25 protein-coding genes are annotated in these 25,529 nt (G+C 72.7%); 11 read left to right on the top strand and 14 right to left on the bottom strand.

Annotated elements, in window-relative coordinates:
* Nucleotides 1-29 precede the first annotated feature (29 nt).
* On the bottom strand, nucleotides 30-224 hold the full coding sequence (locus AB0J36_RS02035; protein ID WP_357123974.1) for a hypothetical protein: 195 nt from the start codon (nucleotides 222-224) through the stop codon (nucleotides 30-32).
* Between the two features lie 207 nt (nucleotides 225-431).
* Between AB0J36_RS02035 and AB0J36_RS02040 the strand changes: the two genes are divergently transcribed.
* Nucleotides 432-1,109 carry an alpha/beta fold hydrolase gene (locus AB0J36_RS02040; protein WP_363660036.1) on the top strand — a complete coding sequence of 226 codons (678 nt, stop codon included), beginning with the start codon at nucleotides 432-434 and terminating at the stop codon, nucleotides 1,107-1,109.
* Between the two features lie 22 nt (nucleotides 1,110-1,131).
* Here the strand turns inward: AB0J36_RS02040 and AB0J36_RS02045 are convergent, their stop codons facing one another.
* Complete coding sequence (locus tag AB0J36_RS02045) at nucleotides 1,132-2,304, bottom strand: AI-2E family transporter (RefSeq protein WP_357123980.1); 1,173 nt, start codon at nucleotides 2,302-2,304, stop codon at nucleotides 1,132-1,134.
* Between the two features lie 189 nt (nucleotides 2,305-2,493).
* Here AB0J36_RS02045 and AB0J36_RS02050 point away from each other — a divergent pair, with 189 nt between their 5' ends.
* Nucleotides 2,494-2,676, top strand: a complete 183-nt coding sequence (locus AB0J36_RS02050; RefSeq protein WP_357123983.1) for an antitoxin — start codon at nucleotides 2,494-2,496, stop codon at nucleotides 2,674-2,676.
* A gap of 70 nt (nucleotides 2,677-2,746) precedes the next feature.
* Here AB0J36_RS02050 and AB0J36_RS02055 read toward each other — a convergent pair whose 3' ends face one another.
* Nucleotides 2,747-3,352 carry a hemerythrin domain-containing protein gene (locus AB0J36_RS02055; RefSeq protein WP_357123986.1) on the bottom strand — a complete coding sequence of 202 codons (606 nt, stop codon included), beginning with the start codon at nucleotides 3,350-3,352 and terminating at the stop codon, nucleotides 2,747-2,749.
* Nucleotides 3,353-3,532: 180 nt separating this feature from the next.
* On the opposite strand from AB0J36_RS02055, the gene AB0J36_RS02060 reads away from it, so the two are divergent.
* The gene (locus tag AB0J36_RS02060; protein ID WP_363660037.1) at nucleotides 3,533-4,855 is read left to right on the top strand and encodes an FUSC family protein; all 1,323 of its coding nucleotides are present in this window, start codon (nucleotides 3,533-3,535) and stop codon (nucleotides 4,853-4,855) included.
* 8 nt (nucleotides 4,856-4,863) lie between these two features.
* Here AB0J36_RS02060 and AB0J36_RS02065 read toward each other — a convergent pair whose 3' ends face one another.
* From AB0J36_RS02065 to eccB, 8 genes are all read right to left on the bottom strand, one after another.
* Entirely contained in the window at nucleotides 4,864-5,508 is a 645-nt protein-coding gene (locus AB0J36_RS02065) for a C39 family peptidase (protein WP_357123992.1), read from the bottom strand.
* Nucleotides 5,509-5,731: 223 nt separating this feature from the next.
* The gene (locus AB0J36_RS02070) at nucleotides 5,732-6,139 is read right to left on the bottom strand and encodes a pyridoxamine 5'-phosphate oxidase family protein (protein WP_363660038.1); all 408 of its coding nucleotides are present in this window, start codon (nucleotides 6,137-6,139) and stop codon (nucleotides 5,732-5,734) included.
* A gap of 31 nt (nucleotides 6,140-6,170) precedes the next feature.
* Nucleotides 6,171-6,509, bottom strand: coding sequence for a YkvA family protein (locus AB0J36_RS02075; protein WP_357123998.1), 339 nt, complete (start codon nucleotides 6,507-6,509; stop codon nucleotides 6,171-6,173).
* A gap of 78 nt (nucleotides 6,510-6,587) precedes the next feature.
* On the bottom strand, nucleotides 6,588-7,391 hold the full coding sequence (locus AB0J36_RS02080) for a hypothetical protein (protein ID WP_357124001.1): 804 nt from the start codon (nucleotides 7,389-7,391) through the stop codon (nucleotides 6,588-6,590).
* 234 nt (nucleotides 7,392-7,625) lie between these two features.
* Nucleotides 7,626-7,979, bottom strand: a complete 354-nt coding sequence (locus AB0J36_RS02085) for a hypothetical protein (RefSeq protein ID WP_357124004.1) — start codon at nucleotides 7,977-7,979, stop codon at nucleotides 7,626-7,628.
* Nucleotides 7,980-8,161: 182 nt separating this feature from the next.
* Nucleotides 8,162-9,430, bottom strand: a complete 1,269-nt coding sequence (locus AB0J36_RS02090) for a hypothetical protein (RefSeq protein ID WP_357124007.1) — start codon at nucleotides 9,428-9,430, stop codon at nucleotides 8,162-8,164.
* The gene (locus AB0J36_RS02095) at nucleotides 9,423-9,791 is read right to left on the bottom strand and encodes a hypothetical protein (RefSeq protein ID WP_357124010.1); all 369 of its coding nucleotides are present in this window, start codon (nucleotides 9,789-9,791) and stop codon (nucleotides 9,423-9,425) included. The genes AB0J36_RS02090 and AB0J36_RS02095 overlap by 8 nt, the downstream gene beginning before the upstream one ends.
* 87 nt (nucleotides 9,792-9,878) lie before the next feature.
* Nucleotides 9,879-11,417: a type VII secretion protein EccB gene (gene eccB / locus AB0J36_RS02100; RefSeq protein WP_363660039.1), complete on the bottom strand. Its 1,539-nt coding sequence runs from the start codon at nucleotides 11,415-11,417 to the stop codon at nucleotides 9,879-9,881.
* Nucleotides 11,418-11,567: 150 nt separating this feature from the next.
* Here eccB and AB0J36_RS02105 point away from each other — a divergent pair, with 150 nt between their 5' ends.
* Nucleotides 11,568-12,755: a type VII secretion protein EccE gene (locus AB0J36_RS02105; protein ID WP_357124016.1), complete on the top strand. Its 1,188-nt coding sequence runs from the start codon at nucleotides 11,568-11,570 to the stop codon at nucleotides 12,753-12,755.
* A 659-nt stretch (nucleotides 12,756-13,414) separates the two neighbouring features.
* Complete coding sequence (locus AB0J36_RS02110; RefSeq protein WP_357124019.1) at nucleotides 13,415-13,735, top strand: MerR family transcriptional regulator; 321 nt, start codon at nucleotides 13,415-13,417, stop codon at nucleotides 13,733-13,735.
* 111 nt (nucleotides 13,736-13,846) lie between these two features.
* Here AB0J36_RS02110 and eccD read toward each other — a convergent pair whose 3' ends face one another.
* Entirely contained in the window at nucleotides 13,847-15,247 is a 1,401-nt protein-coding gene (gene eccD / locus AB0J36_RS02115; protein ID WP_357124022.1) for a type VII secretion integral membrane protein EccD, read from the bottom strand.
* A gap of 166 nt (nucleotides 15,248-15,413) precedes the next feature.
* On the opposite strand from eccD, the gene eccCa reads away from it, so the two are divergent.
* From eccCa to AB0J36_RS02145, 6 genes are all read left to right on the top strand, one after another.
* Complete coding sequence (gene eccCa / locus AB0J36_RS02120; protein ID WP_363660040.1) at nucleotides 15,414-19,376, top strand: type VII secretion protein EccCa; 3,963 nt, start codon at nucleotides 15,414-15,416, stop codon at nucleotides 19,374-19,376.
* A 206-nt stretch (nucleotides 19,377-19,582) separates the two neighbouring features.
* Nucleotides 19,583-19,891 carry a WXG100 family type VII secretion target gene (locus tag AB0J36_RS02125; RefSeq protein WP_357124028.1) on the top strand — a complete coding sequence of 103 codons (309 nt, stop codon included), beginning with the start codon at nucleotides 19,583-19,585 and terminating at the stop codon, nucleotides 19,889-19,891.
* Between the two features lie 25 nt (nucleotides 19,892-19,916).
* Complete coding sequence (locus tag AB0J36_RS02130; RefSeq protein WP_007454922.1) at nucleotides 19,917-20,195, top strand: WXG100 family type VII secretion target; 279 nt, start codon at nucleotides 19,917-19,919, stop codon at nucleotides 20,193-20,195.
* 117 nt (nucleotides 20,196-20,312) lie between these two features.
* Nucleotides 20,313-21,746, top strand: coding sequence for a S8 family serine peptidase (locus AB0J36_RS02135; protein ID WP_363660041.1), 1,434 nt, complete (start codon nucleotides 20,313-20,315; stop codon nucleotides 21,744-21,746).
* Nucleotides 21,747-21,783: 37 nt separating this feature from the next.
* Nucleotides 21,784-22,347 (top strand): hypothetical protein, encoded by a 564-nt coding sequence (locus AB0J36_RS02140; protein ID WP_234590012.1) that lies wholly within the window; start codon nucleotides 21,784-21,786, stop codon nucleotides 22,345-22,347.
* Between the two features lie 18 nt (nucleotides 22,348-22,365).
* The gene (locus AB0J36_RS02145) at nucleotides 22,366-23,694 is read left to right on the top strand and encodes a hypothetical protein (RefSeq protein ID WP_363660042.1); all 1,329 of its coding nucleotides are present in this window, start codon (nucleotides 22,366-22,368) and stop codon (nucleotides 23,692-23,694) included.
* Nucleotides 23,695-23,746: 52 nt separating this feature from the next.
* On the opposite strand, the gene mycP is transcribed toward AB0J36_RS02145, so the two are convergent.
* The gene (gene mycP / locus AB0J36_RS02150) at nucleotides 23,747-24,985 is read right to left on the bottom strand and encodes a type VII secretion-associated serine protease mycosin (RefSeq protein WP_357124037.1); all 1,239 of its coding nucleotides are present in this window, start codon (nucleotides 24,983-24,985) and stop codon (nucleotides 23,747-23,749) included.
* A 75-nt stretch (nucleotides 24,986-25,060) separates the two neighbouring features.
* Nucleotides 25,061-25,378: a MarR family winged helix-turn-helix transcriptional regulator gene (locus tag AB0J36_RS02155; protein ID WP_357124040.1), complete on the bottom strand. Its 318-nt coding sequence runs from the start codon at nucleotides 25,376-25,378 to the stop codon at nucleotides 25,061-25,063.
* Between the last annotated feature and the right edge of the window lie 151 nt (nucleotides 25,379-25,529).

The raw sequence follows: 25,529 nt of genomic DNA on the forward strand, positions 1-25,529 counted from the left end.
GTTCCCGCCCCGGCCGTCGCGCGCGTACGTCAGACCGGCTCGCCGGTCGAGGGGCGTCCGATCGCGTCCCGCGGCGCAGCCGCCTTGGGATCGTCGGGGAGGCGGGCCGAGGCGGCCTGGTCACCGAAGTCCTGGTCACTGACGTCCTGGTTGCGCGCGGCGTCCTGTTCACGCTGGGCGCGTTCGGTCATCTGCTGCTGCCGGGAGATCTGCTGCTTGGCCATCATGATCCTCGCGATCCGTCGGGGCGCGGCTGCGCCTACACGGTCTGCGGTCTCCTCGTCGCGTACCCGGCGACCCACCCGGCAAACGCCGCGCTCCGGTCGCCTGCACCGGTCGCCTGCACCGGCGCCTGCACCGGCCGCCTGCACCGGGCGCGTGCGACGCGTCGGGCGGGGTAACCCGACCGTAGGCGAGCACGGAGGTGCGGCATGGACGAGCAGCACGACACGGTGATCATTCCGGTTCGGGACGCCCAGCTCCCCGCCGATCTGCTGCTACCCGCCCAACCGGTGGGCGTGGTGCTGTTCGCGCACGGCAGCGGTAGCTCCCGGCACAGTCCGCGCAACGTCGCGGTGGCGCGGGCGCTGAACTCCCGTGGCCTCGCGTGCGTCCTGGTCGACCTGCTCACTCCGGACGAGGAGGAGGTGGACACGCGGACGGCCGCACTCCGGTTCGACATCGGGATGTTGGCCAGCCGGCTGGCCGGGATCGTCGACTGGTTGGTGGCCGAGCGTCCGGCGGGTGACGTACCGATCGGTCTCTTCGGTGCGAGCACGGGTGCCGCCGCCGCGCTGGTGGCGGCGGCGTCCCGCGCCGACCGGGTGGGCGCGGTGGTCTCCCGGGGCGGCCGGGCCGACCTGGCGGGCACCGCGCTGGGTCAGGTGCGGTCTCCCACCCTGCTGCTGGTCGGCGGCCTGGACGAGGAGGTGCTCGCGCTCAACGAGCGGGCGCTCGCCGAACTGGGGGACGTGGGCGAGCTGTGGGTGGTGCCGGGCGCCACCCACCTCTTCGAGGAGCCCGGCACGCTCGACCAGGTCGCCGAGCACGCCGGCACCTGGTTCACCACCCATCTGACCCGGACGAAAACTGCGTCCCGCCGCGGGTGAGGGCCCTGGCCCGGCGTCGGCTCTACCCCGCCGCCGGCAGGTGTGAGGTGGACCGGCGGCGTTGGACGGTGTCGACGACGCGCCACAGGACGGCGGTGATCGGAACGCTGACGAAGGCGCCGGCGATGCCCGCGATGAGGGTGCCGGCGGTGACCGCCACCAGGATCACGGCGGGGTGCAGGCGGACCTGGCGCTTCATGACCAGCGGCTCCAGCAGGTTGCCCTCGATCTGCTGCACCGCGACCACGGCGGCGAGGGTGAGCAGAGCGGTCGTCGGCCCGTTGGCCGCCAGGGCCACCAGAACCGCGACCGCGCCCGCGACCGTCGCCCCGATGATCGGCACGAAGCCGCCGAGGAACGTGATCAGCGCCAGGGGCAGGGCCAGCGGTACCCGTAGCACGACCAGGGCCAGGCCGATGCCGATCGCGTCGATGGCCGCGATGATCATGGTCCCCCGGCTGTACGCGCCGAGGGTCTGCCAGCCGTTCCGGCCGGCCTCGGCCACCAGGGGTCGGTTCGGGCCGGCCATCCGGGACAGCGTCCAGTGCCACATCGACCGGCCGTCCTTCAGCAGGAAGAAGAGCAGCACCAGGGCGAGCAGCGCGGAACCGACGACCTCGCTGGCCGTCCGGGCGCCGGACACCGGGTCCGGCGAGCTGCCGCTGAGCCCTTCCCGGGCCTGGTCGATCAGCTTGTCGAGTTGGGCCTCGCTGACCGGCAGGGTGGACGTGACGAAGTCGCGGCTCCGGTCGAGCCCCTGGGTCAGTTGCTGACTGAGCTGGTCGAACTGGCTGGCGGTCAGGTTCCACACCAGCGCTCCGACGCCCACGAGGATGCCGAGCAGCAGCAGGACGGTGAGCAGCGCGGCCAGCGCCGCTGGGAGGCGCAGGCGACGCAGCCGGAGCAGCACCGGGTCCAACAGCGCGGTGAGGAAGATGGTGGCGGCCAGGGCGATGGCGAGCGGGGCCAGCAGGACGGCGATCCGGCCCAGCAGGTAGAGCCCGGCGACGATCACCACCAGGCAGGCGCTCCAGAGCACCGCGGTCCGTACCAGCCAGGGCAGCCCCGCCCACGCGTGCCGCGCCCCGGCGTCTCCGGGTGCCGCGGTGCCCCCGGCCGTCGCCGCCGTGGTACCGGTCTCCTGCGTTCCGCCGGTTGTCGGCGCGACGTCCGCCCCGGGTTGGTCTGCCGTCATGTCGGCCCTCCTCGATCTCGGCGAGGTCGGTACCCGGCCGGCCGTGCGCCGACACCCGGTCGTCCGCGCGGATCGTACGCCGGTCGGGGGAGCGCTGGTCAGGCCTTCGCGGAGTACGCCCGAACGGAAGGCGTTTGCGCTCTCGGGACGAGGGAACCCGGGAGGAACTACCCGAGGAGGAGGAGCGCCGTGGGTGACTTCATGGACAAGGCCAAGGATTTCGCGGACAAGCACGACAAGCAGGTCGATCAGGGCATGGAGAAGGCCGGCGACATGGCCGACAAGCGCACCGGCGGCAAGTACGGCGACCAGATCGACAAGGGCGTCGACCAGGCCCAGGCGCGTACCGGCGAGGGTGATCAGGTCCGCTGACGTAGTGGACGTGTCCCGGGCCGCCGAGCGTTCGGCGGCCCGGGACTGTCGTGTGCGGAGCGTACGCCGATCAGCGCTGCTGCTGCTCGCGTAGCTCGTCCATCGAGGTCGGTCGGTCACTCAGCGCGTCACGCATCCGGTCGATCATCCCCGTGCCGGGGGCGAGCAGCTTGTTCGCCGGTGGGTGGTCCGGTGCGCTCGGGTGCGGGCGGGTCGGCGCGATCTTCTTGAACGCCGTCACCTTGCCGGCCAGCTCGACCATCTCCTCCCGGGCGGTGGCGGCGCGCAGCCGGGGGAAGAGGTCCTTCTCCTCGTCCTGCACGTGGTGACGGATGGTGCTGGTCAGCTGGGCCAGCAACTCGTCGAAGCGAGGGTCGGACGGGTCGACCGACTCCAGGTCCTTCATCGTGCGCTCGGCGTCGGCGTGCTCGGTGATCTCGTGGTCGGCGATCTGGTCGCCGTCGGGCAGCGCCTTGCGGGCCGTCGGGTAGACGTACGCCTCCTCGGCCACGGCGTGCCGGACCAGTTCGGCGATCACCACGTCGGCGAGCTGACGGCGGTACTCGGGCGTACCCTGTCGTGTTTCCAGCTCGACGAAGAGGGTCTCGACCGCACGGTGGTCGGCGACGAGGAGGTCGACGACATCCTGCTCCCCGGTGCTGTGTGGACTGCTCATCTGGGCCCCTTACCGGTTGCGGATCGGTGGGTGTGCGGCCCCTGGTACCCCCCAGCGATCGAGCAAACCTACGATCGCCGATGAATCCGCCCCCCGGTGACGGCTGGTGCCGCCGGGGCCGCTGGGAAGCGCGGGGCACGACGGCACGATTGACCGCGCTTCCCGGGGGTAACCGCCGCCATGACCGACGACCGTCCAGCCGCCGACCGCGACCAGTCGCGGCTCGACGAGGCCGCCGAGCGCAGCGGCCGGGCGGTCGAACGGGTGCGGCACCGCAGCGGCCAGGCGGGCCGGGTCCGTGCCCGGCAGTGGGAGGTCACTGTGGTGATCGCCGCCCAGGCCGGGCTGGCGGCGGCGCTCGCGGCCCTGATCGCCAAGCACTTCCTCGGCCCGGGTTCGCACGTCTTCGCTCCGGCCGCCGCCGTCGGTACGATCGCCACCGCCATCGGGCAGCGGGCCCGACGCACTTTCGAGCTGCTGTTCGGCGTCGGACTGGGCATCGTCATCGGCGACACGCTGCGCTTCTTCCTCGGTTCGGGACCGTGGCAGACCGGGGTGGTCGTCGGCCTGGCCATCGCCACCGCCCTGCTGGTGGCCGGGAAGGGCGGCCCGCTGGTCGGTCAGGCCGGCGGTACCGCCGTACTGATCGCCACGCTCGCTCCGATGGACCGGGGCCTGGAGGTGCCCCGGATCTTCGACGCGCTCGTCGGTGGGGTGGTCGGTCTGGTGGTGGTCGCGCTGTTGCTGCCGGTCAACCCCATGCGGGTGCTGGACCGGGCGGCGGCGCCGATCTTCACGGTCCTCGCAGAACAACTCGAGAAGCTGGGGCAGGTGCTCCGGCAGCGCGACAGCGATGGGACGAGACACGTCCTGGAAACGCTGCGCGCCACCGAGGGGGATCTGAGTCGATTGCACGACGCGCTGAGCGGCGCGGAGGAGGTGGTGACGATCGCGCCGGCCCGTTGGCACCGCCGCCAGCAGTTCCACAGGTACGCGCGCAGCTCGGAGCACCTCGAACGGTTACTGCTGGACAGCCATGCCCTCGCCCGCTGGTCGACGACCGCTCTGCAGTACGACGAGCCGATCCCGCCGGAGCTGCCGGACGCCATCGGGCGGTTGGGACAGGCGGTGACGAAGATGCGGGCGGAGTGCCGTACCGGCGGCGATCCACGGCGGACCCGGAAGCTGGTCGAGGAGTGCGCCGAGTTGGCCGGCCAGGCCGCCGCGAGTGGAGTCCGGTCGTTCGGCGACGCGATCGTCACCGGCCTGCGTACCGCGTCGAGCGACCTGCTCCGGGCCTGTGGCTACGACCCGGACGACGCCAACCGGATCGTGCGCCGGGCGGCCGGCGCCGGCGAGTCGGCCATCGCCCCGCCGGCCCGGCGTGAGCTGCACCGCGCCCCGCCGACACGGGCTATCCGCGCGCGTCGCCGGGCGCATCTGGCCAACCGCAGACGGAACGACCGGGCCGGCCCCTCCGCGCGGGAGAGGCCGGCCCGGTGAGCATCGGGTCAGGAGGAGTAACCGCGCTCGGCGATCCAGTTGGCGACCTTCGGCAGGCTCATCCAGTACTCGCCCAGCGCCGGGTCGGCCGGGTCGGCGACCCGGATGAGGTCCCCGCCGTCGCGGTAGCCGACAAGCGTCAGGTAGTGGCCACCCTCGTACGAGTGCGGGTTGCCGTCGGTGTCCACGGTCGTGCCCTTGATGTTGGCCACCACCGGGCGGCCGGCGTCGATCGCGGCCAGGACATCCCGGCGTAGCTGCTCGACCTGGTCAGGGCGGGCCACCGAGTCACGGATCTCGGTGGTCCGGTAGTGACCGCCGGTCAACTCGTTGAGCACGCGGGTGGTGTCGAGGGCGGACGGGGTGCCCGCCTCGGTGGTGCCGAGCAACTTGGCCACGTCGTCCTGGGAGAGCGCCTTGCCCTGGGCCGAGAGCGCGATGCGGGTGGCGGCGGGGCCGCAGTAGAAGAAGTTCGGCTGTGCCTGGTAGTCGACGTCGAGGACCCGCTCGGCGCTGCGGCTGGTCTGGCTCGACGAGGATGGGGCCGCCGGCGCGGGGGCTGCCTGCGCGGCGACGGCGGGGCCGAGGGCGCAACCGCCGGCGACCAGCAGGCCGACGACGGACAGGCCGCTCTTCTGCACGATCGGGTTCATGGTCGAGTCTCCGTTCGGGGGTAGCCGCCTCCGTGGCGGTCTCGGCCGTGGTTACCGGGGACGTAACGGCCCTGCTCCGGGCGGCATTCCGCCGCCGGCTGCCGGTGCGGGCGTCGCGACCTGGCGTAACGACCGCCGACGGTGGGGGATTCCGCGCGCAGGGTGGCTCACGTTCGCTGACCGGCAGCGGGGCGCGAATGCGACACAGGCGACGTAACGGACGTCAGAGGCTGCCGAGTAGTCCCGTCACAGTGATCTCGATGACGACGCGCTCCGGATTCGGACGCGGGGTCCGATAGCGCTCGGCGTACCGCCGCTCCGCCTCCGCCACGGAGGCCCGGTCCGATCGGAGCACCGCCCGGCCCTCGATCGTCAGCCAGCGACGGCCGTCCACGTGGCAGACGGCCACCGGAGTGCCCTCCGGCCCGGCGGCGGCCACCTGCCGAGCCTTGCGGGACGTGCCGGAGGTGATCACGCGGGCCAGCCCGGCCACCGGATCGAGAGTGACCCCGACGGGTACCACGTGCGGGGTGCCGTCGGCGCGCAGGGTGGTCAGCGTCGCGAGGTGCCGCTCCGCGCAGAACGCCGCCACCCGGTCGTCGTGGATGTCCAGTCGATGATCACCGGCCACGTGCGTCCTCCGTCGTGTGCGCCAAAGCTGATCATCGTACGGAGCGGGTGCGGTCCGGGGCCGACGGGCCGTCCGGCTGCCCGGGCAGACGACGGCCCGCCGCCCGGCGCTTGTGGACGAGCCGCGTGAGGTAGATCAACGCGCCGGCCAGGACGCCCATGTCGTCCAGGTAGATCGGGTCCGGGAGGATGTCCACCGGGAAGATCGTGTAGATCAACGCCCCGTAGAAGGCCACCTTGCCGCCCGCGCCGAGCCCGGTGAGCAGCCGCCTCGTACGCACCACACGCACCGCCAGCACCACCGCGCCGACAAGTGTGGCGAGCGCCAGGATGCCGGCGATCACCACGAGGACCCACGACTGTCGGGACATGCCGTCACGCTAACCCACCGACGCCGAACCGGCCCGGAACGCCCGTCCCGCGCGACTCGTGCGAGCCGCTCCTCCGGGTCAGAACACCGGCACCGCCGCCCGACCACGGGCGACCACCGCGTTCTCCCGGGTCTGCTCGGCGGCCGGCCGGAGGACCTCGCTGAGCGGCAGCACCGAGGCCGACTCCGCCGTGCGCCGTCCGGTGGCCGCGTGGACCTCCGCACGGAGACTGCGCGCCGCCGCCACGGCCAGCTCCGCGGCCCGCCACGCTGCCTGCTCGGTCTCCACGGCGGCGGCGTGCTTGGCCGCCAGGTTGTCGCGGACGGCCCGTTGCAGCACGAGCTCCTGCTCGACGGGGTGCAGCCGCGGATCCCAGCCGTCCCGGTGGGCGAAGACGTCACTGAGTTGCTCCACCGACAGTTCCCGCCGCCAGTACGCGTCCAGCGCGGCCCGGTGCAGGTAGCGCTCGCGGTCGGCGTACTCGGCGGGAGTCCGGGCGGTCTGCGGCAACGGCATCGCGGCTGCCGCGCCGAGCCGCCGTACGCCCGCCTCGGCCGTCTCCAACGCCTGCCAGGCCGCCTCGACGGTCTCCTGCGCGGCCACCCACTCGGCCCGTCGGCGCTGGGCGGTGGCGGCGGCGCGTTCGGCGGCCACCGCGATCTCCTGCGCGTAGCGGCGCTGTTCCCGCTGCTCCTGCACCTGTTCGAGGTGGCTGGGCATGGCCGCGTCGCGGATGCGGGCGGCCGGGTCGAGGCGGAGGCGGAGGCGGCCGGGCCGTACCAGGAGCGCGGCGACGGCGAACACGACCACCCCGAGCAGGCTCAGCCAGATGGCGGCGGCCCGGGGTACGTCGGGCAGGACGGCGGAGAGGACGGTCTGCATGATCAGCACCTCGCGGTCGAATGACGGTGTCGAGGGATGGGTCCCGACCGGAACCGCCCGTCGCTTCGACGCGTCGGGCTCGGGGTGGTCGGGGTGAGCTGTTCCGATGGCGGGCCGGGGCGCAGAGCCGTCGCTGGGCTGGCGTGCCCGAACGGGCGCGGCTGCGCGTCGGGCACCCGGACGACGACCCGGAGGTGGGTCAGACGAAGCGGCGGGTGACCTGGCGGACCGGGGTCAGCGCGCGGGAGGGCCGCGTCGGGGCGGGATGCCGCGACCGGGCACGCCGGCCGGAGCGTGCTCCGTGCCCACGAGGACCGGACCGGCGGGCGCGGCGACCGCGTCGGCCGGCGTGGCAGGGGCCGGCCGGCTCGTACGCTCGGTGGTCGGTGCGGTGTCGGGCCGGACGGTGTCCACCCGGCTGCTCACGGCGGTCGGGCGCAGTTGCGCCTCCGCGGGCGGCGGGGTGGCGGCGAGGGCGCCGCCGAGACCGACCGCGAGCACCAGCGCGGTGACCGCCAGCCGGGTCAGCTCCCGTAGCGACCGCAGCACGGCCCAGCGGGCCGGGCGGACCAGAGCTACGGACGACACCCGACCAACCTATCGCCCGGCGGGGCGCGGCGCAGCACGACGGTGGGCACAACGGGAGTGACCACGACCACCGTGAGCACAGTGGACGGTGCCGACCAGCGGTCGGGCGGCGGGCCGAAGCACGTGACCCCGCCGGAGCGGGTCCGGCGGGGTCACGTGGGGTCGTGTGCGGTAGCCGGCGATCAGCCCCCGGTGCCGAGCACCGGCGGCGCGGCGTCCCCGCCGTCGCCCCACACCATCTCGTCCTCGGTGAGCCAGGTCAGCCGGTCGTCGGACTCGTCATCCTCGGCACGGCCCCGACCGCCGAGCACTCCGGGACGGCCGTTGCCCGTCAGGCCCTGCCGGCCGGCCGCGGCGGCCCGACCGGGCTCACCGCGCCGGCCGTCGATGCTCCGCCCCACGCCGCTTGCCGAACGGCTCTCCGCCCCGGCGGTGCCGCCGGTCGGCCGGGCCGACGTGGTGGGAGTGCTGCCGGAACCGGCGAGCGCGGAGGTGCGCAGCACCCCGCCGGCCGGTGCGCCGCCCGGTGCCCCGAAGAGCAGGCCCGGGCCGCCCCCGGCGCTCGCGGGCAGGGTGGTCGGCCCGGACAGGCCGGCCAGTCCGGCCGCCCCGCCGGCGAGCAGGGCCCCGCTGACCAGCGGGTCCGCGCCGGCGAGGGAGGTGCCCGCCGGGTCGCTGGCGGCGCCCTCCGGCCCGATGACGACGACCGACGTGCCACCGTCGTGGCCGGGAACCGAGTCACCCCCGGCGGTCGGCCCAGGAGCCACGCCCTCGGGTGTCGCGATCGTCGCGTCGCCCCGGTGCGCGGTGAGACCGGTGGCGATCGGAGCGCGGGACGGCGTCGTGCTGGACGGGCCGCTGCGTGGCGTCGGCCGGTCGTCGTTGACCGTGCGCGGCGTCTCCGGATGCGGCGGAGGCGGGTCCACCACCCGGTCGTAGGCGGAGAGGTCGTAACCGGCGGCCAGCTCGGCCACCAGGTTCACCATCCGCTGGTGGGCCTTCTCCTGCTCTTCCTTGTCCTGCTGGTGGCCCATGATGCCGCCGACCACCGCGCCGGGCAGGCCGAAGGCGGAGCCCTTGAGCACGCCCGAGATGGCCTGGTCGTTGTCGTCGGTCTCCTCGGGGCTCTCCGCCTTCTTGTGCGCGGTGCGCAGTTGGCCGGCCATCATGGTCAGACCCTGCTTGACGCCGGACATGCCCTCGCCCAGGGCATCGGAGTGGTCGACGATCAGCGTCAGCCGCCGCTGGAACTCCCGGCCCGCCGGGCCCGTCCAGGTGTTGCCGAGCTTCTCGAGGTCGCCGCTCAACTCACGGCCGAGACCGTCCAGGATGCCCTTGAGGGCGGCCCACTGGGCGGCGACCCCTTCGATCTGCTCCGGCTTGCCGACCATCACCGCGTCGTACAGCTCCTGGTGGCTCCGACCCTGGTAACGCTGGGTGTACTCAGACACGCCCGTCCCCCTTCGGCTGCAACGCCCGGTCGACCCCGGTCAGCGCCGCGGTGATGTCGGTGGCGTTGGCCGCGTTCCGCGCCTCGGCGGTGCGGTAGTTGGCGAGGATGGTGCCGGTGGCCTGCTGCGCCGCCTGCACGGCCTGCCGGAGCCGTTCGGCCTGCTCCACGTAGGACTGGTGGACCTCGCTGTAGCGGCGCGAATTCTGGGTTGCGTCGGTGAACGAGCCCAGGGCCGGCGGAGTGCACTGCATCTCGGTGTTGAGCTTGCGTAGCACCGACTCGGCCTGACTGAGCCGCATCGCGAGGTGCTGGTGGAAGTCCTCAAGGGACAGCAGGTCGACTTCCGTACGCCCGGTCATGGCAACATCCCCGTCGTTCTGGTTGACAACCGTCAGCGGATCCAGGTTAGTCCACCTCCGCGAGCCGGGGCGACCCGTATGAACCGCTCAGTCGTCGGTGCCGGTCGATACCTCGGGAACCCAGCCGCCGGTGCCGCCACTCGCCGGGGCGCTCGTGTCGGGCGTCGGCGAGCTGGACTGCGAGGGCGGCTGCGACGGCGGCGTGGTCGCCCCCGCGTCACCCGGCGCGAACTGCGCGAGCGCGGACTCCTGGTCCAGGGTCGGCCCGGTCGGGATCAACGCGAGCAGCGAGCCGGGCACCGCCAGCGGGGTGACCCCGTCGTAGCCGAGGGCGGACCGCGCCTCGGGCGAGCCGAGCGGGTACCGGACACCCTGAGGGCTGATCAGGTAGACCGTCGTGCCGGCGGCACCGGAGCCGCTGGTGCCGGCACCGGGCGCAGCCTGGGCCAGTACGCCCTTGCCGCCGGGCAGCAGCACCGACTCGGCCGTGCGCACCGCGTCCCGGGCGCCCTGGCGTACCGGTACCGAACCCGGCTCGGTGTCCGCCAGCTCCGCCGGCACCCGGTCGAAGACCTCCAGCGTGGTGGTCGGCGGGCCACCGACGGTGCCCTCCCGGTACGTCGCGCAGAGCAGCGTCTGTCCGGCCCGGGCCGGATACAGGGTGGGCAGCGTCCTCGGCATCCCGTCCGCGTCCACCCGCTGCTCCGTCAGGAGACGCCCGGCCTGATCGGGCGTGATGTCGGTGATCCGACCGCCGCCACTGATGAGCAGCAGCGCGGTGATCTCACTGATCGAGACGAGACCCTCGCGCGCCAGCACGTAGTGCTGCCCGGCCGCCTGGAAGACCTGGCCGATGGTGGCGGGCCGGCCGGCCACGCTCAACCCGCTGCGCTCACCCAGACCGGGCAGCGACGGCTTGCGCAGCGGCGGTCCGGCCGGTACGGCGTTGAGGAGCTGCTGCCCGACCGGCAGCGGAGCCGTACCCGTCATCCGCAGCGCCGCGACGGCCTGGTCACCGCCCCGCACCTCCAGTCGGGAGTCGGCGGCGAGCAGGTGCCGCTGACCGTCCACGGTGACCAGCACCGCGCGGTCACCGAGCGGCGTACCGCCGGGCAGCGCCCGATTGATCACGACGCGGGTGGTGGAGTGGCGCGGGTCGACCGGGTCGGGCACGTCGCAGACCGACCACGGCAGACCCGTCAACGACTTGCGGTCCGGCAGCGCGTCCGGGGCTCCGACGATGCCGACGGTACGGCCGCGTGGCCGGTCCCGCAGCGACGCCTGCGACATGGTGCGCACCGTGGGGTCCGGCTCGTTCAGGATTAGCCGCGCGGAGGTGTAGTTGAGCGTCGGGTGCAGCTGCCCCTGGGCGTACACGTAGGTGGCGCCGGTCTCCCGCTCGATGACCAACGTGTTCTCGTCCAGCGGTGCGGTGTTCCCGGTCAACTGGCCGTACGCGCCCACGCCACCGAGGACCACCGCGGCGGCGATCACGCTGCCGAAGACCGCCATGCCGAGCCGTCGCATCGGCAGGTTGGTGGTCTCCGGATCACCCGACAGCAGCGCGGAGACGATCCGGCGGGTGACGAAGCGGTACGCCTGCACCTGATCACGGCGGGTCCGCATGACTTACCTCCGGCGGGGTGGATCCGCGACGATGTCCTCGGGGTGCCGTCGCGGGCTTCCCTACGATAAGGGGCCGACGGCCGGTCCTCGGGGCCACCGCCGGGCCACCCCGCGGCTCAGGGCCGTACCGTCCAGGAGGGACAGTCAGCGATGACGCAGGTTCAGGCGCCACCCGCGGATGCCGCCGTGCGGCCGTCCGGCGTTCCGGCGCGGGTCACCGCCGCGGCCGACCGGCCGGGCCGGGGGCGCATCGGTCCGCTGCTGGTCGGCCAGCTCGTCGTACTCGAGGTCTGTGCTGTCGCCGTCTGGGCCGCGACGGCCGGTCCGACCTGGCTGCTCGCGACGGTGGCTGTCGTGGCGGCGGTGGTCGTGCTGTCCGCGTTCGCCCGACGTGGTGGTCGCTGGTGGTTCGAGGACGTGTTGCTGCGCCGCCGGATGCGTCGCCGACGTGAACGGGCAGCCGCGGCCCTGGCCGGCGGGACGGCCGCAGACCCCCGGCTGGCCGCGCTGGCGCCCGAGCTGGGTGTGATCGAGCTGACCGACCGGGGCACCCGGCTGGGCATCGGGCAGGACGACCAGGGTTGGTTCGCGGCGGTCGCGTTGCAGCCGGCCACCGGCGCCGCGGTCGGCTCGGTGGAGGCGTCGACCGTCGACCGGGCGTTGCGGGTGCTCGGGGACTTCTCGGCGCCGGTCTCCCGAGCCCAGGTGGTCGCGCACACCCTGGTCTGGTATCCGGCTGCGGGCGCGCCACCGGCCGCACACCGGACCGTCTGGGTGGCGCTGCGGCTCACGGTCCGCGACGCACGGGTGGAGACGGTCAGCCGGGGCGGCGGTCTGCCGGGCGTCCACCGCACGCTGGCCGCCGGGATCGGCCGGTTGGGCAAGGCGTTGACGGCGGCCGGGCTGGCCCACCGGCCGCTGGGCCGCGACGAGCTGCGCGCCGCGGTGGTCTCGGCTGCCGGACTGGACCTGGTGCCCGAGCCACCGACGGAGACCTGGTCGGGGCTGCGTGGCGGTGGTTGGACGCACCGCTGCCTGACCCTGCGCGCCCGGCCGGGCGCGCCACTCGGCCCGCTGGTGGACGCGATCACCGCCACGTCCGCGCCCTCGCACACGGTGGCGGCCACGGTGTCGCCCGACGGGCGCGTGGCGGCCCCGCTGCTGCGGGTCGCGGCGATGGACAACCACGTCGAGGCGCTTGTCAAGGTCGTCGGGGACATGGCGCAACGGGCCGGCACGCCGGCCCGGCCGATGGACGGCCAGCACGGGCCGGGTGTCTACGCCAGCGCGCCGGTCGCCTCGGCGCTCGGCGGAGTCGGCCGCCGACAGCCCCGCTGACCGTTCCTTCCGGGCCCAGCCCGGCAGGCGCATCAACCTGCAGTCAGTCGCCCAGGAAATCTAGTCTCGAAAGACTAGATTTCCTGGGCCGGGCCAGTTAGTGTTGTCCCCGTTGACGATGAAGATCGGTTGAAGACGCCGACGTAACAGGCCGAGCGTCGAAGCAGGGCCCGGAAGTTCTCGGGGCCCGCTCGGTAACCGCGGTGGAACCACATCACCGCGTGCAACATGGCACGTGCACGACAAGACCTTGACGTAACTCCAGGTCAGGGCAACCGCAGGCAGGGCCGATGCAATGTTCGGGGCTCCGCCTGACGCGGCAGGGATCCGCCGCACATGCTCGGGGCCAGGAAGTCGCGTGGGGCTCCGGCATCGACGGACAGCACAGTAGGTCGGTTAAAGCAGAGGAAAGGGAGGGTTTGACGCCGTTGGATCGCCCGCCGTCGGGACGTAGTTCCAGTTCTGCGGTGGACACCGTAATCACTTTGAACGCGAGGTGGTCTCCGGTCACGCTTATGCGATCCTCGCACCGCCTGCTGATGACGGCATGGTGCGGAAACGAGAACCCGACGAACCTGTCGGTAGATGGTGTATTCAACCCGTAACCCTGGGCCCCGGCGCGACATGCGCCGGGGCCCTCGTTCACGAAGAAGGAATGTATGGCCCAACCCGACGACATGCTCAACGATGACGACTACCCCGCCTACACCATGGGCCGGGCCGCCGAGATCGTCGGCGCCTCGCAGGATTTCCTGCGCCGCCTCGACGAGGCGAAACTGATCGTCCCGTTCCGCTCCGCCGGCGGCCACCGCCGCTACTCCCGATACCAGCTGCGCCTGGCCGTACGAGCCCGGGAGATGGTCGACCACGGCACCGCTCTGGAAGCCGCCTGCCGGATCATCATCCTCGAAGACCAGCTGGAAGAGGCCCTTCAGCACCACCGCGACCACGTATGCCGCCAGCAGGGCGGCGCCGCCTGACCCGCACGCTGCACGGTCCTTCTCGGGGTGGAGAAGGACCGTCTGCCGCCAAGGCGGCAGAACGAGATCAACGGGCGGTCGCGGTCTTCGCTGAAAACTACGGCCGTCCCGTCAGGGGCGCAGGTTGACGATCCAGTCGTACATGCCGCAGACCCAGACGGCGAGCGGCACCAACGCGATGATCAGCAGGATCTCGACGATGTCGAGCAGCCGACCCCACACCGGTGAGATCCGCTTGCCGGCGACGGACAGGCCGTAGATCAGGCTGACCACGGCCGCCAGCAGCAGCCCACCGAGGATCAGGCCGAGCCGGACCGCCAGTGCGCCGCCCGCGAAGGTCGCGGCGGCCGCCAGGCCCAGCCCGACGGTGCCGGCGAGCAGCACCGGAACGCGCTGCGCCCGGCCCAGTAGCGGACGCGCCCGCAGCAACGACAGCAGGGCCAGCACCAGACACAGCAGCACGGCCGCCAGCCCGCCGTCCAGGGCCAGCACCACCTCCGCGCCGAGGACCAGCAACGACAACGTCCACAACAGAGCGGTGAGGAACGCGTCGGCGCGGTCGCTGCGCTCAAGCACCCGCCGCCCGTCCACCGTCTCGCTGTCGGTCTTCAGGTCGTCCGGGCCGGTGGGGATCGACGGCACCGGCAGGCGGGCCAGCCGGTAGGCCACCATCGGCAGCGCCGGCACCAGGCCGAAGGCGACGGCCGCCACCACCGCGGCGCCGGCTGCGGCGTCGATGCTGAGGAGCAGGCAGAGCAGCGCGCCCACGCCGGCCCCCGCGCCGAGACCGATCGCGGCGAAGAAGAGGGGGTACCGGTCGTCACCGACCGCCAGCACGGCCACCGCCCCGGCGACCACCACGGCGGTGGCCGCGAGCAGGACGTGTGGGCTGGCCAACTCGGTCAGCTTCCGGTCCCCGGCGAGCAGCAGCAGGCCACCGGTACCCGCGTAGAGCAGCCCGGCCATCGCCAGCACCGAGCCCGTCCGACTGTCGCCCATGGCCCGGGCGAGCACCGCCGCGCCGACCAGCAGCGCCACCGCGACCAACAGGGCGGCCAGCGCGGCGGGCAGGTGCGGAGGGCCGGTGAACAGGGCCGCCACCGCGCCCGCGCCGAACGCCGCCGCGGCGAACAGCACGGCGAACGACCGGGTCGCGTCGACCTGCCAGGAGCCTGGCCGTTGCGTGGTGGCGGTGGCGACCGCGTCCACCACGTCGTCGAAGACGATCTCCGGGGCGGCTGCGGAGCGCGGGTTGAAGTACAGCACCTCGCCGTCGCGGACACCGAGCTGCGCGGCGGTACGACCACCGTCCAGCGGCGCCGAGCCCAGCCGGGACAACGCCCAGCCGCCGTGCCGCACCCCGTCGTCGGCCAGGTCCTCCCCCGCGTAGCGCAGCAGGGTGGGCAGCAGGTCGGCCATCGGTACGTCCGAGGGCAGCGCCAGGTCCATCCGGGTACGGGGGGCCACAATGGTGATCCGGCTCAGACCGCCGGTCGCCGACTTCGTAGCCACAGTGGCCTCCTGGTGTCCATCTATGATCAGCGGGCCGCGGCGCCACGGTGCGGGTGCACCGCGCCCACGGGAGATTACCTACGATGACGGGCACGTACAGTGCCCACCCGCGAGCTTCGCGTCGCGTCGGCACGACGGCAGGGCCGCTTCTGGGGAGGAGACAGCCGTGAGCACGGTGGTGTTCCGCCGACCTCCGCGTCAACCGGGGCCGGCATTGCCGCGTGGCGAGGTGGTGCTGGAGTCCCCGCCCGAGCTGCCCGAGCCGACACCGCGCGGGATGGGGCAGCTGCTCATGATCCTGCCGATGGTCTGCGGCGTCGGCGCGATGGCGTTCCTCTACGCCGGTCGGGGCAGCGGCATGATGACGTACGTCGCCGGTGGCCTGTTCGGAGTGTCGATGCTCGGCATGGCCATCGGCTCGCTCGGCAACGGCGGCAACGACAAGGCCGAGCTGAACGCCGACCGCCGCGACTACATGCGTTACCTGGCGCAGATGCGCAAGCGCACCCGTCGTGCGGCTGCCCAGCAGCGGGACGCGATGGACTGGCGGCACCCCGAGCCCGACGCGCTCTGGTCGATCGCGGCGTCCCGTCGGCTGTGGGAGCGTCGGATCACCGAGCCGGACTTCGGCGAGACGCGGATCGCGATGGGCCCGCAGCGGCTCGCCGTGGAGATCGTCCCCCCGGAGACCAAGCCGGTCGAGGACCTGGAGCCGATGAGCGCCATCGCGCTGCGCCGGTTCGTCCGCGCGCACACCACGGTGCCCGAACTGCCGACCGCGCTGTCGGTCCGCGCGTTCAGCCGGGTGGTGCTGCGCGGTGACCGGGACCCGGTGCTCGACCTGACGCGGGCGGCCCTGGGCCAGCTCGTGACCTTCCACGCCCCCGACGACCTGGTGGTCGCGGTGGTCGCCGCGCCCGACCGGCAGCCGGTCTGGGAATGGGTGAAGTGGTTGCCGCACGCCCACCACAGTGGCCGGACGGACGCCGCCGGAGCGCGTCGTCTGGTCTTCGCCAGCCTGGCCGAGGCCGAGGAGTCCCTCGCCGCCGAGCTGGCCGGGCGACCCCGCTTCGCGGCCGAGGCGAAGCCGCTGACCACCGCGCCGCACCTCGTCGTGGTGGTTGACGGTGGCGAGATCTCCCCGACCTGCCAACTGGTGGGTCAGGGTCTGCTCGGCGTCACCCTGATCGACCTGTCCGGGACGGTGCCGCGCGACGCCGGCCGCTGGTTGCTCTGCCTGGACGCGGGCGACGGCAACGCGCTCGACCTCATCCGGGGCAATTCGACCTCGCGTCTCGGCCGGCCCGACCGGCTCTCCGCCGAGGCGGCCGAAGGGCTGGCCCGGCAGATCGCGCCGTACCGGCTGTCGCAGCAGCAGACCAGCAACGAGGAGCCGCTGGCCCGCAGCATGGAGCTTCCGGACCTGCTCGGCGTCGGCGACGCCGCGGCGGTGGACGTACACCAGACGTGGCGGCCGCGCGGTCACCGCGACCGGCTGCGCATCCCGCTGGGTGTCGGCCCGGACGGCAACGTGGTCGAGCTGGACTTCAAGGAGTCCGCGCACGAGGGCATGGGCCCGCACGGCCTGGTCATCGGCGCGACCGGTTCCGGCAAGAGCGAACTGCTCCGTACGGTGGTGGCCGCGCTCGCGGTGACCCACTCGTCGGAGGAGCTGAACTTCGTCCTGGTGGACTTCAAGGGCGGCGCGACGTTCGCCTCGTTGGAGGCGTTGCCGCACACCAGCGCGGTGATCACCAACCTGGCGGACGAGCTGCCGTTGGTCGACCGGATGCGTGACGCGCTCGCCGGCGAAATGGTACGGCGGCAGGAGTTGCTGCGGGCGGCGGGCAACTACGTCTCGCGGTTCGAGTACGAGAAGGCGCGTGCGGCGGGGGAACCGTTGGCGCCCATGCCGAGCTTGTTGATCATCTGTGACGAGTTCAGCGAGTTGTTGGCCGCGAAGCCGGACTTCATCGACCTGTTCGTGATGATCGGCCGATTGGGTCGGTCGTTGGGCGTGCACCTGTTGCTGGCCTCGCAGCGGCTGGAGGAGGGCAAGCTGCGGGGTCTGGACACCCACCTGTCGTACCGGATCGGGTTGCGGACCTTCTCGGCCGTGGAGAGCCGGATCGTGCTCGGCGTACCCGACGCGTACGAGCTGCCGAGCGCGCCGGGGCACGGTTACCTGAAGACGGACACCAACACCATGCTGCGGTTCCGGGCCGCGTACGTCTCGGGGCCGTACCGGGCGCCCGGCCAGCAGGCCTCCACGTCACAGGCCCTCGTGCAGCGCCGGATCGTGCCGTACGGCGTCAACTTCATCCCCGCGCAGGTTCCGCAGGTGTCGGTGGACACCGCGCCGGAGCCGGAGCAGCCGACCGACGGCAAGGCCGTGGCGATGTTGGACGTGCTGATCGAGCAGCTCAAGGGGCGGGGCCGACCGGCTCACCAGGTGTGGCTGCCGCCGCTGGCCGACCCACCGGGCCTGGGCGAGCTGCTCGGCCCGCTGGCCGTCGACCCGACCTACGGGTTGTGCACGGCGTCCTGGCCGGGCCGGGGACGCCTGACGGTGCCGGTCGGCGTGGTGGACCGCCCGTACGAGCAGCGCCGCGATCCGATGATGGTCGAGCTGGCCGGCGCGGGCGGCAACGTGGTCATCGTGGGCGGGTCGCTCAGCGGCAAGAGCACCATGCTGCGGTCGCTGCTGGCCTCGTTGGCGCTCACCCACACGTCCCGCGAGGTGCAGTTCTTCTGTCTGGACTTCGGCGGTGGCGCGCTGCGCAGCCTCGAACGGCTGCCGCACATGGCCGGGGTGGCCGGGCGACGGGACGTCGAGGCGGTGCGCCGCACGGTGGCCGAGGTGGTCGCGGTGCTGGACGACCGGGAGACACGCTTCGCCCAGCACGGCATCGACTCGGTGGCGAGCTACCGACGTCGGCGGGCGGCCGGCGAGTTCGCCGACGACCCGTTCGGCGACGTGTTCCTGGTGGTGGACGGCTGGAACACGCTGCGCCAGGACTACGAGGAGCTGGAGCAGACCATCACCGCGCTCGCCAACCGGGGCCTCGGCTTCGGGGTGCACGTCGTGCTCACGGCGGTGCGGTGGGCGGAGATCCGGATCAACATGCGGGACCTGCTCGGCACCAAGCTGGAGCTGCGCCTCGGCGACGCCGCCGAGTCCGAGATCGACCGGCGCTCGGCGATGAACGTGCCGGAGAAGTCGCCCGGTCGCGGCCTGACCCGGGACAAGCTGCACTTCCTGACGGCCATCTCGCGGATCGACGGTCGGCGCGACATCGAGGACCTGAGCGAGGCGTCGATCGCGCTCGCCGGACACGTGGCGGCGAACTGGCCGGGGCGTCCCGCGCCGAAGGTACGGCTGCTGCCGCGCCGGCTGCCGGTGCCCGAGCTGGCGCGCATCATCGACCGGTCGGCGCCCGGCCTGCCGATCGGTGTCAACGAGTCGGCGCTCGCGCCGGTCTACCTGGACCTGGCGAACGAGCCGCACCTGACCGTCTTCGGCGACGCCGAGTGCGGCAAGACCAACCTGCTGCGGCTCATCGCCCGGGGCATCACCGAGCGGTACACGCCCGCCCAGGCCCGGCTGGTGATCGCCGACTACCGGCGGGGCCTGCTGGGCGCGGTCGAGGGCGATCACCTGCTCGACTACGCGCCGTCCAACCAGGCGTTCGCGCAGGGGCTCGCCTCGATCCGCAGCGCGCTGTCCAACCGTCTGCCGGGCCCGGACGTGACCACCGCCCAGTTGCGGGACCGCAGCTGGTGGAAGGGTCCGGACCTGTACATCCTGGTCGACGACTACGACCTGGTCGCCTCCGGTGGCAGCAACCCGCTGAGCGCCCTGCACGAGCTGCTGCCGCAGGCCCGGGACATCGGCCTGCATCTGATCATCACCCGCCGGGTCGGCGGCGTGGCGCGGGCGCTCTACGAGCCGGTGCTGCAACGCCTGCGTGAGCTGGATTCGCCCGGCCTGCTGATGTCCGGCAACCGGGAGGAGGGCGCCGTGTTCGGCACGCTGCGTCCGAGCCCGCAGCCACCCGGTCGGGGCACCCTCGTGCGGCGGCGCGACGGTCAGCAGCTCATTCAGACCGCCTGGTCCGAGCCGGCCTGATCGAGCCGTCCGGGTGGTCCGTACGGGTCGTCCCACCGGTCCGATCCACCATCATCCATCGAACCGTCCCGGTCAGGGCTGCGGTGGCTGGACGGATTCCGCTACCGTCTCTGGTGGAGTGTCCGTCGGTGGGGTGTTGCTGCCTTGCCGCGGGGGAGAGGCGCGGCAAAGCCGCAGCCACACAACATGACGGAAGGGTGTGAAGCATGGCGTTCGAGGTCTCAGCTGCGAGTCTGCATACTGCCGCGAGTGACGTGCGGTCCACGCGCAGCGAGGTCGACGGTGAGCTGAAGAAGCTGTGGAACGTGGTCGACGACCTGGCCATGGCGTGGAAGGGTCAGGCGTCCACGGGGTTCCAGTCGCTCATGGCTCGCTGGAACGAGGACACCGTGAGTCTGCTGACCGCGATGGACAACATCGCGGACCTGCTCGACAAGTCGGGTACGACGCACCAGGTCAACGACGAGGAGCAGCAGCAGATGCTGGACAAGTTCCACTCTGCTCTCAACCCGTGATCCGTAGCCAGCAGAGGAGGAAAACGTGACGATCAAGGTTGACTACGCGGTCCTCGAGAGCAGCAACCAGCAGATGCAGGCCATCTCGAAGACCATCGACGAGAAGCTGGACACGCTGCGGTCGATGCTGTCCAAGCTCGAGTGGGAGGGCGAGGACCGCACCGCCTACGAGCAGCACCAGGCGAAGTGGGACTCGTCGGTCCGGGACATCAACCGGATCCTGAACGAGATCGGTGGTGCCGTCGGCATCGCCCGCGAAAACTACGTCTCCACCGAGATGAGCAACTCCAAGGTGTGGGGCTGACACAATCACCGATGCGGCTCCGGTCCGGCTCGACCGGGCCGGAGCCGCATCGTGTTGGCGTCGGCGAGATACGGGAGAGCGATGCGTACGGGGAAGCCTTTCCGATCGACACGGGCCGTGGGCGCGGCCGCGCTGGCGCTGTGCGCCGCGCTGGCCCCCGCGGTGACCGTCGCGCCGACGCCGGCCCGGGCCGCTGACACGGTCCGTGGCCTTCAGTGGTACCTGGACTATCTCAAGATCCCCGCCGCGCACCAGATCACCAAGGGTGCGGGTGTAGTGGTCGCCGTCGTCGACACCGGAGTCGAGGCAAGTCATCCTGACCTGCGCGGTCAGGTGCTCGCGGGGCACGGCACCAACCCCCTTGCGGCCTCGGACGGCCGGCGTGACGACGACAAGGTCAAGGGGCACGGCACCTCGATGGCCGGCATCATCGCCGGGCGCGGCGGTGGCGCGATGCACGAGTTGGGCATCGCCCCGGCCGCGAAGATCCTCCCGGTCTCGACCGGTGCCGACTCCGACGGCCAGGACGTGGTCCTGGGCGTCCGGTGGGCCGCGGACAATGGTGCCGACATCATCAACCTCTCGCTCGGCGACGAGGGGGCGGCTCCGCCGGAGCTGGTGGACGCCATCAACTACGCGCTGAGCAAGGATGTCGTGGTGGTGGCGTCCGCCGGCAACACCGAGCAGGGCGACCGCCAGGTCATCGCGCCGGCCAACATCCCCGGCGTCGTCGCCGTCAGCGGATTCGACAAGCGGGGCGGCTTCTCTTCCGGCTCGGTGCAGGGCCCGGAGACCGTCCTCGCGAGTCCGATGGAGAGCATCATCGCCCCGGCGCCCAAGGCGGTCTCGCCGAACGGATATACGGTAGCCAGCGGCACCAGTCCGGCGGCGGCCATCATCTCCGGGGTGGTGGCGCTGATCCGCGCGAAGTACCCGAAGCTCGACGCGCCCAATGTCATCAGCCGCCTGATCGAGACCGCTCGCGACGCCGGTCCGGCCGGCCGGGACCCGCAGTTCGGCTTCGGCCGGGTCGACCCGGTCGCCGCCCTGACCCGCTCGGTACCCACCGTGACGGCGAACCCCCTGTTGAAGGGCGAGGCGGCCGGCCCGACCGGCCCCGGCCGCGCGACCCGACCGGGTGAGGACGACGGCCCGGCGGTCGAGTTCGGCGTATCGAACAAGGCCGGTGCGATCGTCCAACTGGGACTCTGCCTCGGCGTACCGATCATCGGGTTGATCGTGCTGTTCGTGGTGCTGCGACGCCGCAAGCGGCGCACGCCGCCGGCGGCCGTCGGCCCGTACCCGGGCGCACCCGGCATGCCGCCACCCGGCTGGCCCGCCACCCAGTCGCCACCGGCCGGCTACGGCCCGCCGCAGCAGCCCGGCCCGGGGTACGGCCCGGCACCGGGCCAGCCCGGCCCGGGGTACCCGCCGCCCGGCCATCCCACCCAGGGTTATCCGCCGACGCCGACCGCTCCGGCGACACCGCCGGCCGGGTCCGGCTGGCCGGGCTCGGGCCCGCCGTCGCCGGGCCCACACCAGCAGCAGTGAGCGCACACCACCAGTCAGGGTTTCGGGGAGGGGACCGATGACGGACGACAGGACCACCCAGCCGGAACGGTACGTGAACGACGACCTCTACATCCCGGTTCCGGTGGGCGGGATACCGACGTCGGGCCTCGCCGTGACCGGCCTGGAACTCGACAACGTCAACCACGCCGCGACGCCGGAGGGCCTGATCGCCGCGCCCGGTGAGGCCGGCGTCAAGACCGAGTGGGACGCGACCAGCCTGGACTCGGCCATCACCTGGCTGGAGACCCACGCCGCGTACCTGAACAAGCTCTCCTACGACATGGTCGACATCCAGGACCTGATGGGTGGGGCGGCCAGCGGCGTGGCGGGCGGAGCCGGTGGCCAGCCGAGCCCGCTCGGGGGGTTCGACTGGGCGGCCCGGCTGGCCGCCAAGCACCAGGGGCTCTACCAGGGCACCGAGTCCGGTGTCCGCAAGCTCTCGCAGAGCCTGTACGACGCGGCGGAGGCGCTGCGCCAGGTCAAGCAGAACTACGAGACGGCGGAGGAGCAGAACAGGATGTCCGCCGCCGAGATGCAGCGTGTCTTCGGCGACGTGGCCGGCAACGGCGACGGACGCTAGGACGGGGGAGGACAGCAGATGGGCCTGAGCTGGGAAGAGATGTGCCAGAAGGTCGTCATCGACGGCCGGCCGGGTGACGTGGAGAGCGCCGCCCTCGGTTGGGAGCAACTGCTCAAGAATCTCAACAACGTCAAGCAGAGCCTCGAGTCCAACATCAAGGATCTGGGTACGACCTGGAAGGGCCCGGCGTACGAGGCGTTCAAGGGTCACGTCGAGCAGATCGCCAAGGACACCGGGCACATCGTGGCGGACGCCGAGAAGGGCAACGGCATCGTCCAGTCGCTCAAGTCCGCCGCCGACGATCTCACCAAGGCCCAGCGGGAGTTCCCGATCCCGGCGACCTGCGTCAACGACGTGCTGGAGGCGCGCAACGCCAAGCTGACCCTCGGGGTGGGCTTCTTCGAGGCGAAGGTCTCGCCGGACTTCCTGGGCTGGTTCGACCCGGTGACCGCCATCGCCGACTGGATCAACGACCAGTCGGAGGACGCTGCCCGGGTCTACGAGCAGGTGCGCGGTGACTACCAGGCCAAAGCCCCCGGCACCCCCGGCGACGCTTACAACCCTGCAGAGAAGGCGACGCAGCCCGAGATTCCCGACCTGGACACCGGTGGTGGCGGCGGTGGCGGTGGCGGTGGCGTGCCGAAGCTCGGCGGCGGTGGCGGCGGTGGTGGCCTCGGTGCCACCCCCTCGATCGGTACCAGCGGCCTGCCGGGCACCGGCAACCTGCCCAGCGGGTCCGGCACCCACCCCGACCTCTCCGGCGGGTACGACACCCCCGGCACGGGCGACTACCCGGGCACCGGCGGTGTACCCGGCGTGGACGACGAGTTCAGCAGCGGCCTCGCGGGCGCGGGCGGTGGCGGTTCCCCCGGGCTCGGCTCCGGCCTCGGCTCCGGTGGCCTGGGCTCCTCCGCCGGGCTCGGCGGCGGTGGCGGCCTGGGTAGCGCCGGGGGAGGCGTCGGCGCTCTCGCGGGTGGCGGCGCGCTCGGTCGGGCGGTCTCCCCGGGCGTGGGCCCGATGATGGGTGGCGGCGCGGCGGGTGCCGGTCGCGGTGGCGGCCGGGGTGCCGGTGGTCGGCTCGGCGCGGGCGGCAAGCTGGCCGGTGGCATGGCGCCCGGTATGGGTGGCGTCGCCGGTGGCGGCGGCGGTGCGGGCCGCGGCGGCGCCGGTCGCGGCGCGACGGGCGCCGGGGGGCGTGGCGCGGGCGCGCGCGGCGCCGGTGGCCTGGCCGGCGCGGGTACCGGTGCCGGTTACGGCGAGGAGGACGGCGCCCGCAACACCTGGCTGGAAGAGGACGAGGACGTGTGGGGTGCGGACGGCGGCGGCACCTCCGGCATCCTGCGCTGAGCGCTGCGGCACGGCGCTGGTGAGGTAGACCGCATCAGCGCCGTGACCGGGCTCAGCCGGCGACCGGCTGGTCGGTGCGGCGGCCGGCACGCCAGCCGCGTTGGCGGCCCCGCGCCACGATCGGCCGAGTGATCAGCAGCAGTACGGTGAGCAGGGCGCCGACCACGGCCGCCCAGATCGCCGCGGTGCGCTGCCAACTCAGCGGATCGGCTGCGGAGGCGGGCGGGGCGAGCGCGCCGACCGGCGGGTTGGTGCGGGTGCCCAGCAGGCTCGACACCGCCCGGTACGGGTTGACCACCCCGTACCCGACCTCGGCGTTGCGGCCCTGCGGCGGGTTGTCCGCCGTACGCTCCAGCCGGTCGGCGACCTGCTCCGGAGTGAGGTCCGGGTAGGCGGCCCGGACGAGCGCCGCCGTCCCCGAGACGTACGCGGCGGCGAAGCTGGTGCCACCCGCCGGCTCGGGGAGGTAGCCGGCCCCACCGGGCGCGGGGCCGACGATGTTGAGGCCCGGCGCGGCGACGTCGACGTAGCTGCCACTGACCGAGGTGCCGACGTGCCCGTCCTGCTCGTCCACGCCGGCGACGGCGATGACGCCCGGGTAGGCGGCCGGGTACGCCGGCTTGTCCTCCTGTGTCTCCTGCCGGTTGCCGGCGGCAGCGACCAGGATCACCCGCTTGGCGAGGGCGCGTTCGACGGCCCGGGCCAGTTCGGGTCGGGGCAGGGTCACCAGGGACAGGTTGATCACGTCGGCGCCGTTGTCGACCGCCCAGTCGATGGCCGCGGCGATCTGCCCGGGCAGCGCCTCGTCGTTGGTGCCCTTGGCGTTGGGCAGCACCCGGATGGGCAGGATGCGGGCCGCCGGGGCGATACCGCTGAACGGCGCTCCGGTGCCGTCCTGGCCGGCGATGATGCCGGCGACCATCGTGCCGTGGCCCGCCAGGTCGCACTGGCCTCGGTTGTCGGTCAGGTTGTTGAAGTCGCGCCCGGGGAGAACCTGGTTCTTCAGGGCGGGGTGGATGGCCGAGACCCCGGAGTCGATGACCGCCACCGTCACCCCGGCGCCTCGCGAGATCGGCCAGGCCGAGACCGGATCGAGCCGATGTAGCGCCCACGGCATCTCCACCAGGCCGTCCTCACCGGGCGGGCCGCAGACGGGTGCCGCCGCTGCCGCTGAGACGCATGGGGCCACTACCAGGGTGATCCCGAGCAGGGTCGCGATCGTTCCATTGAGGACAGCGCGGACGGTACGGCGGGGTGGTTCGGTCGCGCTCGGCGGCAGGCATTCGCGCACCCGCAGAGATTACCGCTGCGCCGCGTCGCGCAGCGGCCCGGCGACGCCGGCCGACATCGGGGCGCACGACGGTCGTCAGGGAGTGTCGTCGCCGGGGGTGGGGGTGAACAGCGCGAGGAGGTCACCGACCTGCACTTCGGCCTCGGCGGGGTGCCGGAACCGGCCGGCGGGGTTGAGGGTGTACTCGTTGCGCCGCCCCACCCGGGTGCGGTGCAGGTAACCCTCGGCCTCCAGGTCGGCGACGATGGCCTGGGCGGCCCGCTCGGTGACGCCCACCTCCGCCGCCACATCACGGAGCCGGGCGGTGGGGTCGCGGGCGATGGCGAGCAGCACATGGCCGTGGTTGGTAAGAAATGTCCAGTTCCGGCCGCCTCCGGCCGTCGTGCTCGCCATCGTGGGGGGCCGCCTTTCCGGGTCAACGTATGAAATCTAAATCACGCATATCTTGACGCATCTTGCCGTGCGTGTGACCGTTGAGCGCGAGCCAGCGCCCGCCGCCGGCCCGGTTGAAAAGACCGTTGAGCAGGTCAAACGCGTGAGACGA

Source organism: Micromonospora sp. NPDC049662, from assembly GCF_040675055.1.
In the GTDB taxonomy this organism is placed as follows: domain Bacteria; phylum Actinomycetota; class Actinomycetes; order Mycobacteriales; family Micromonosporaceae; genus Micromonospora.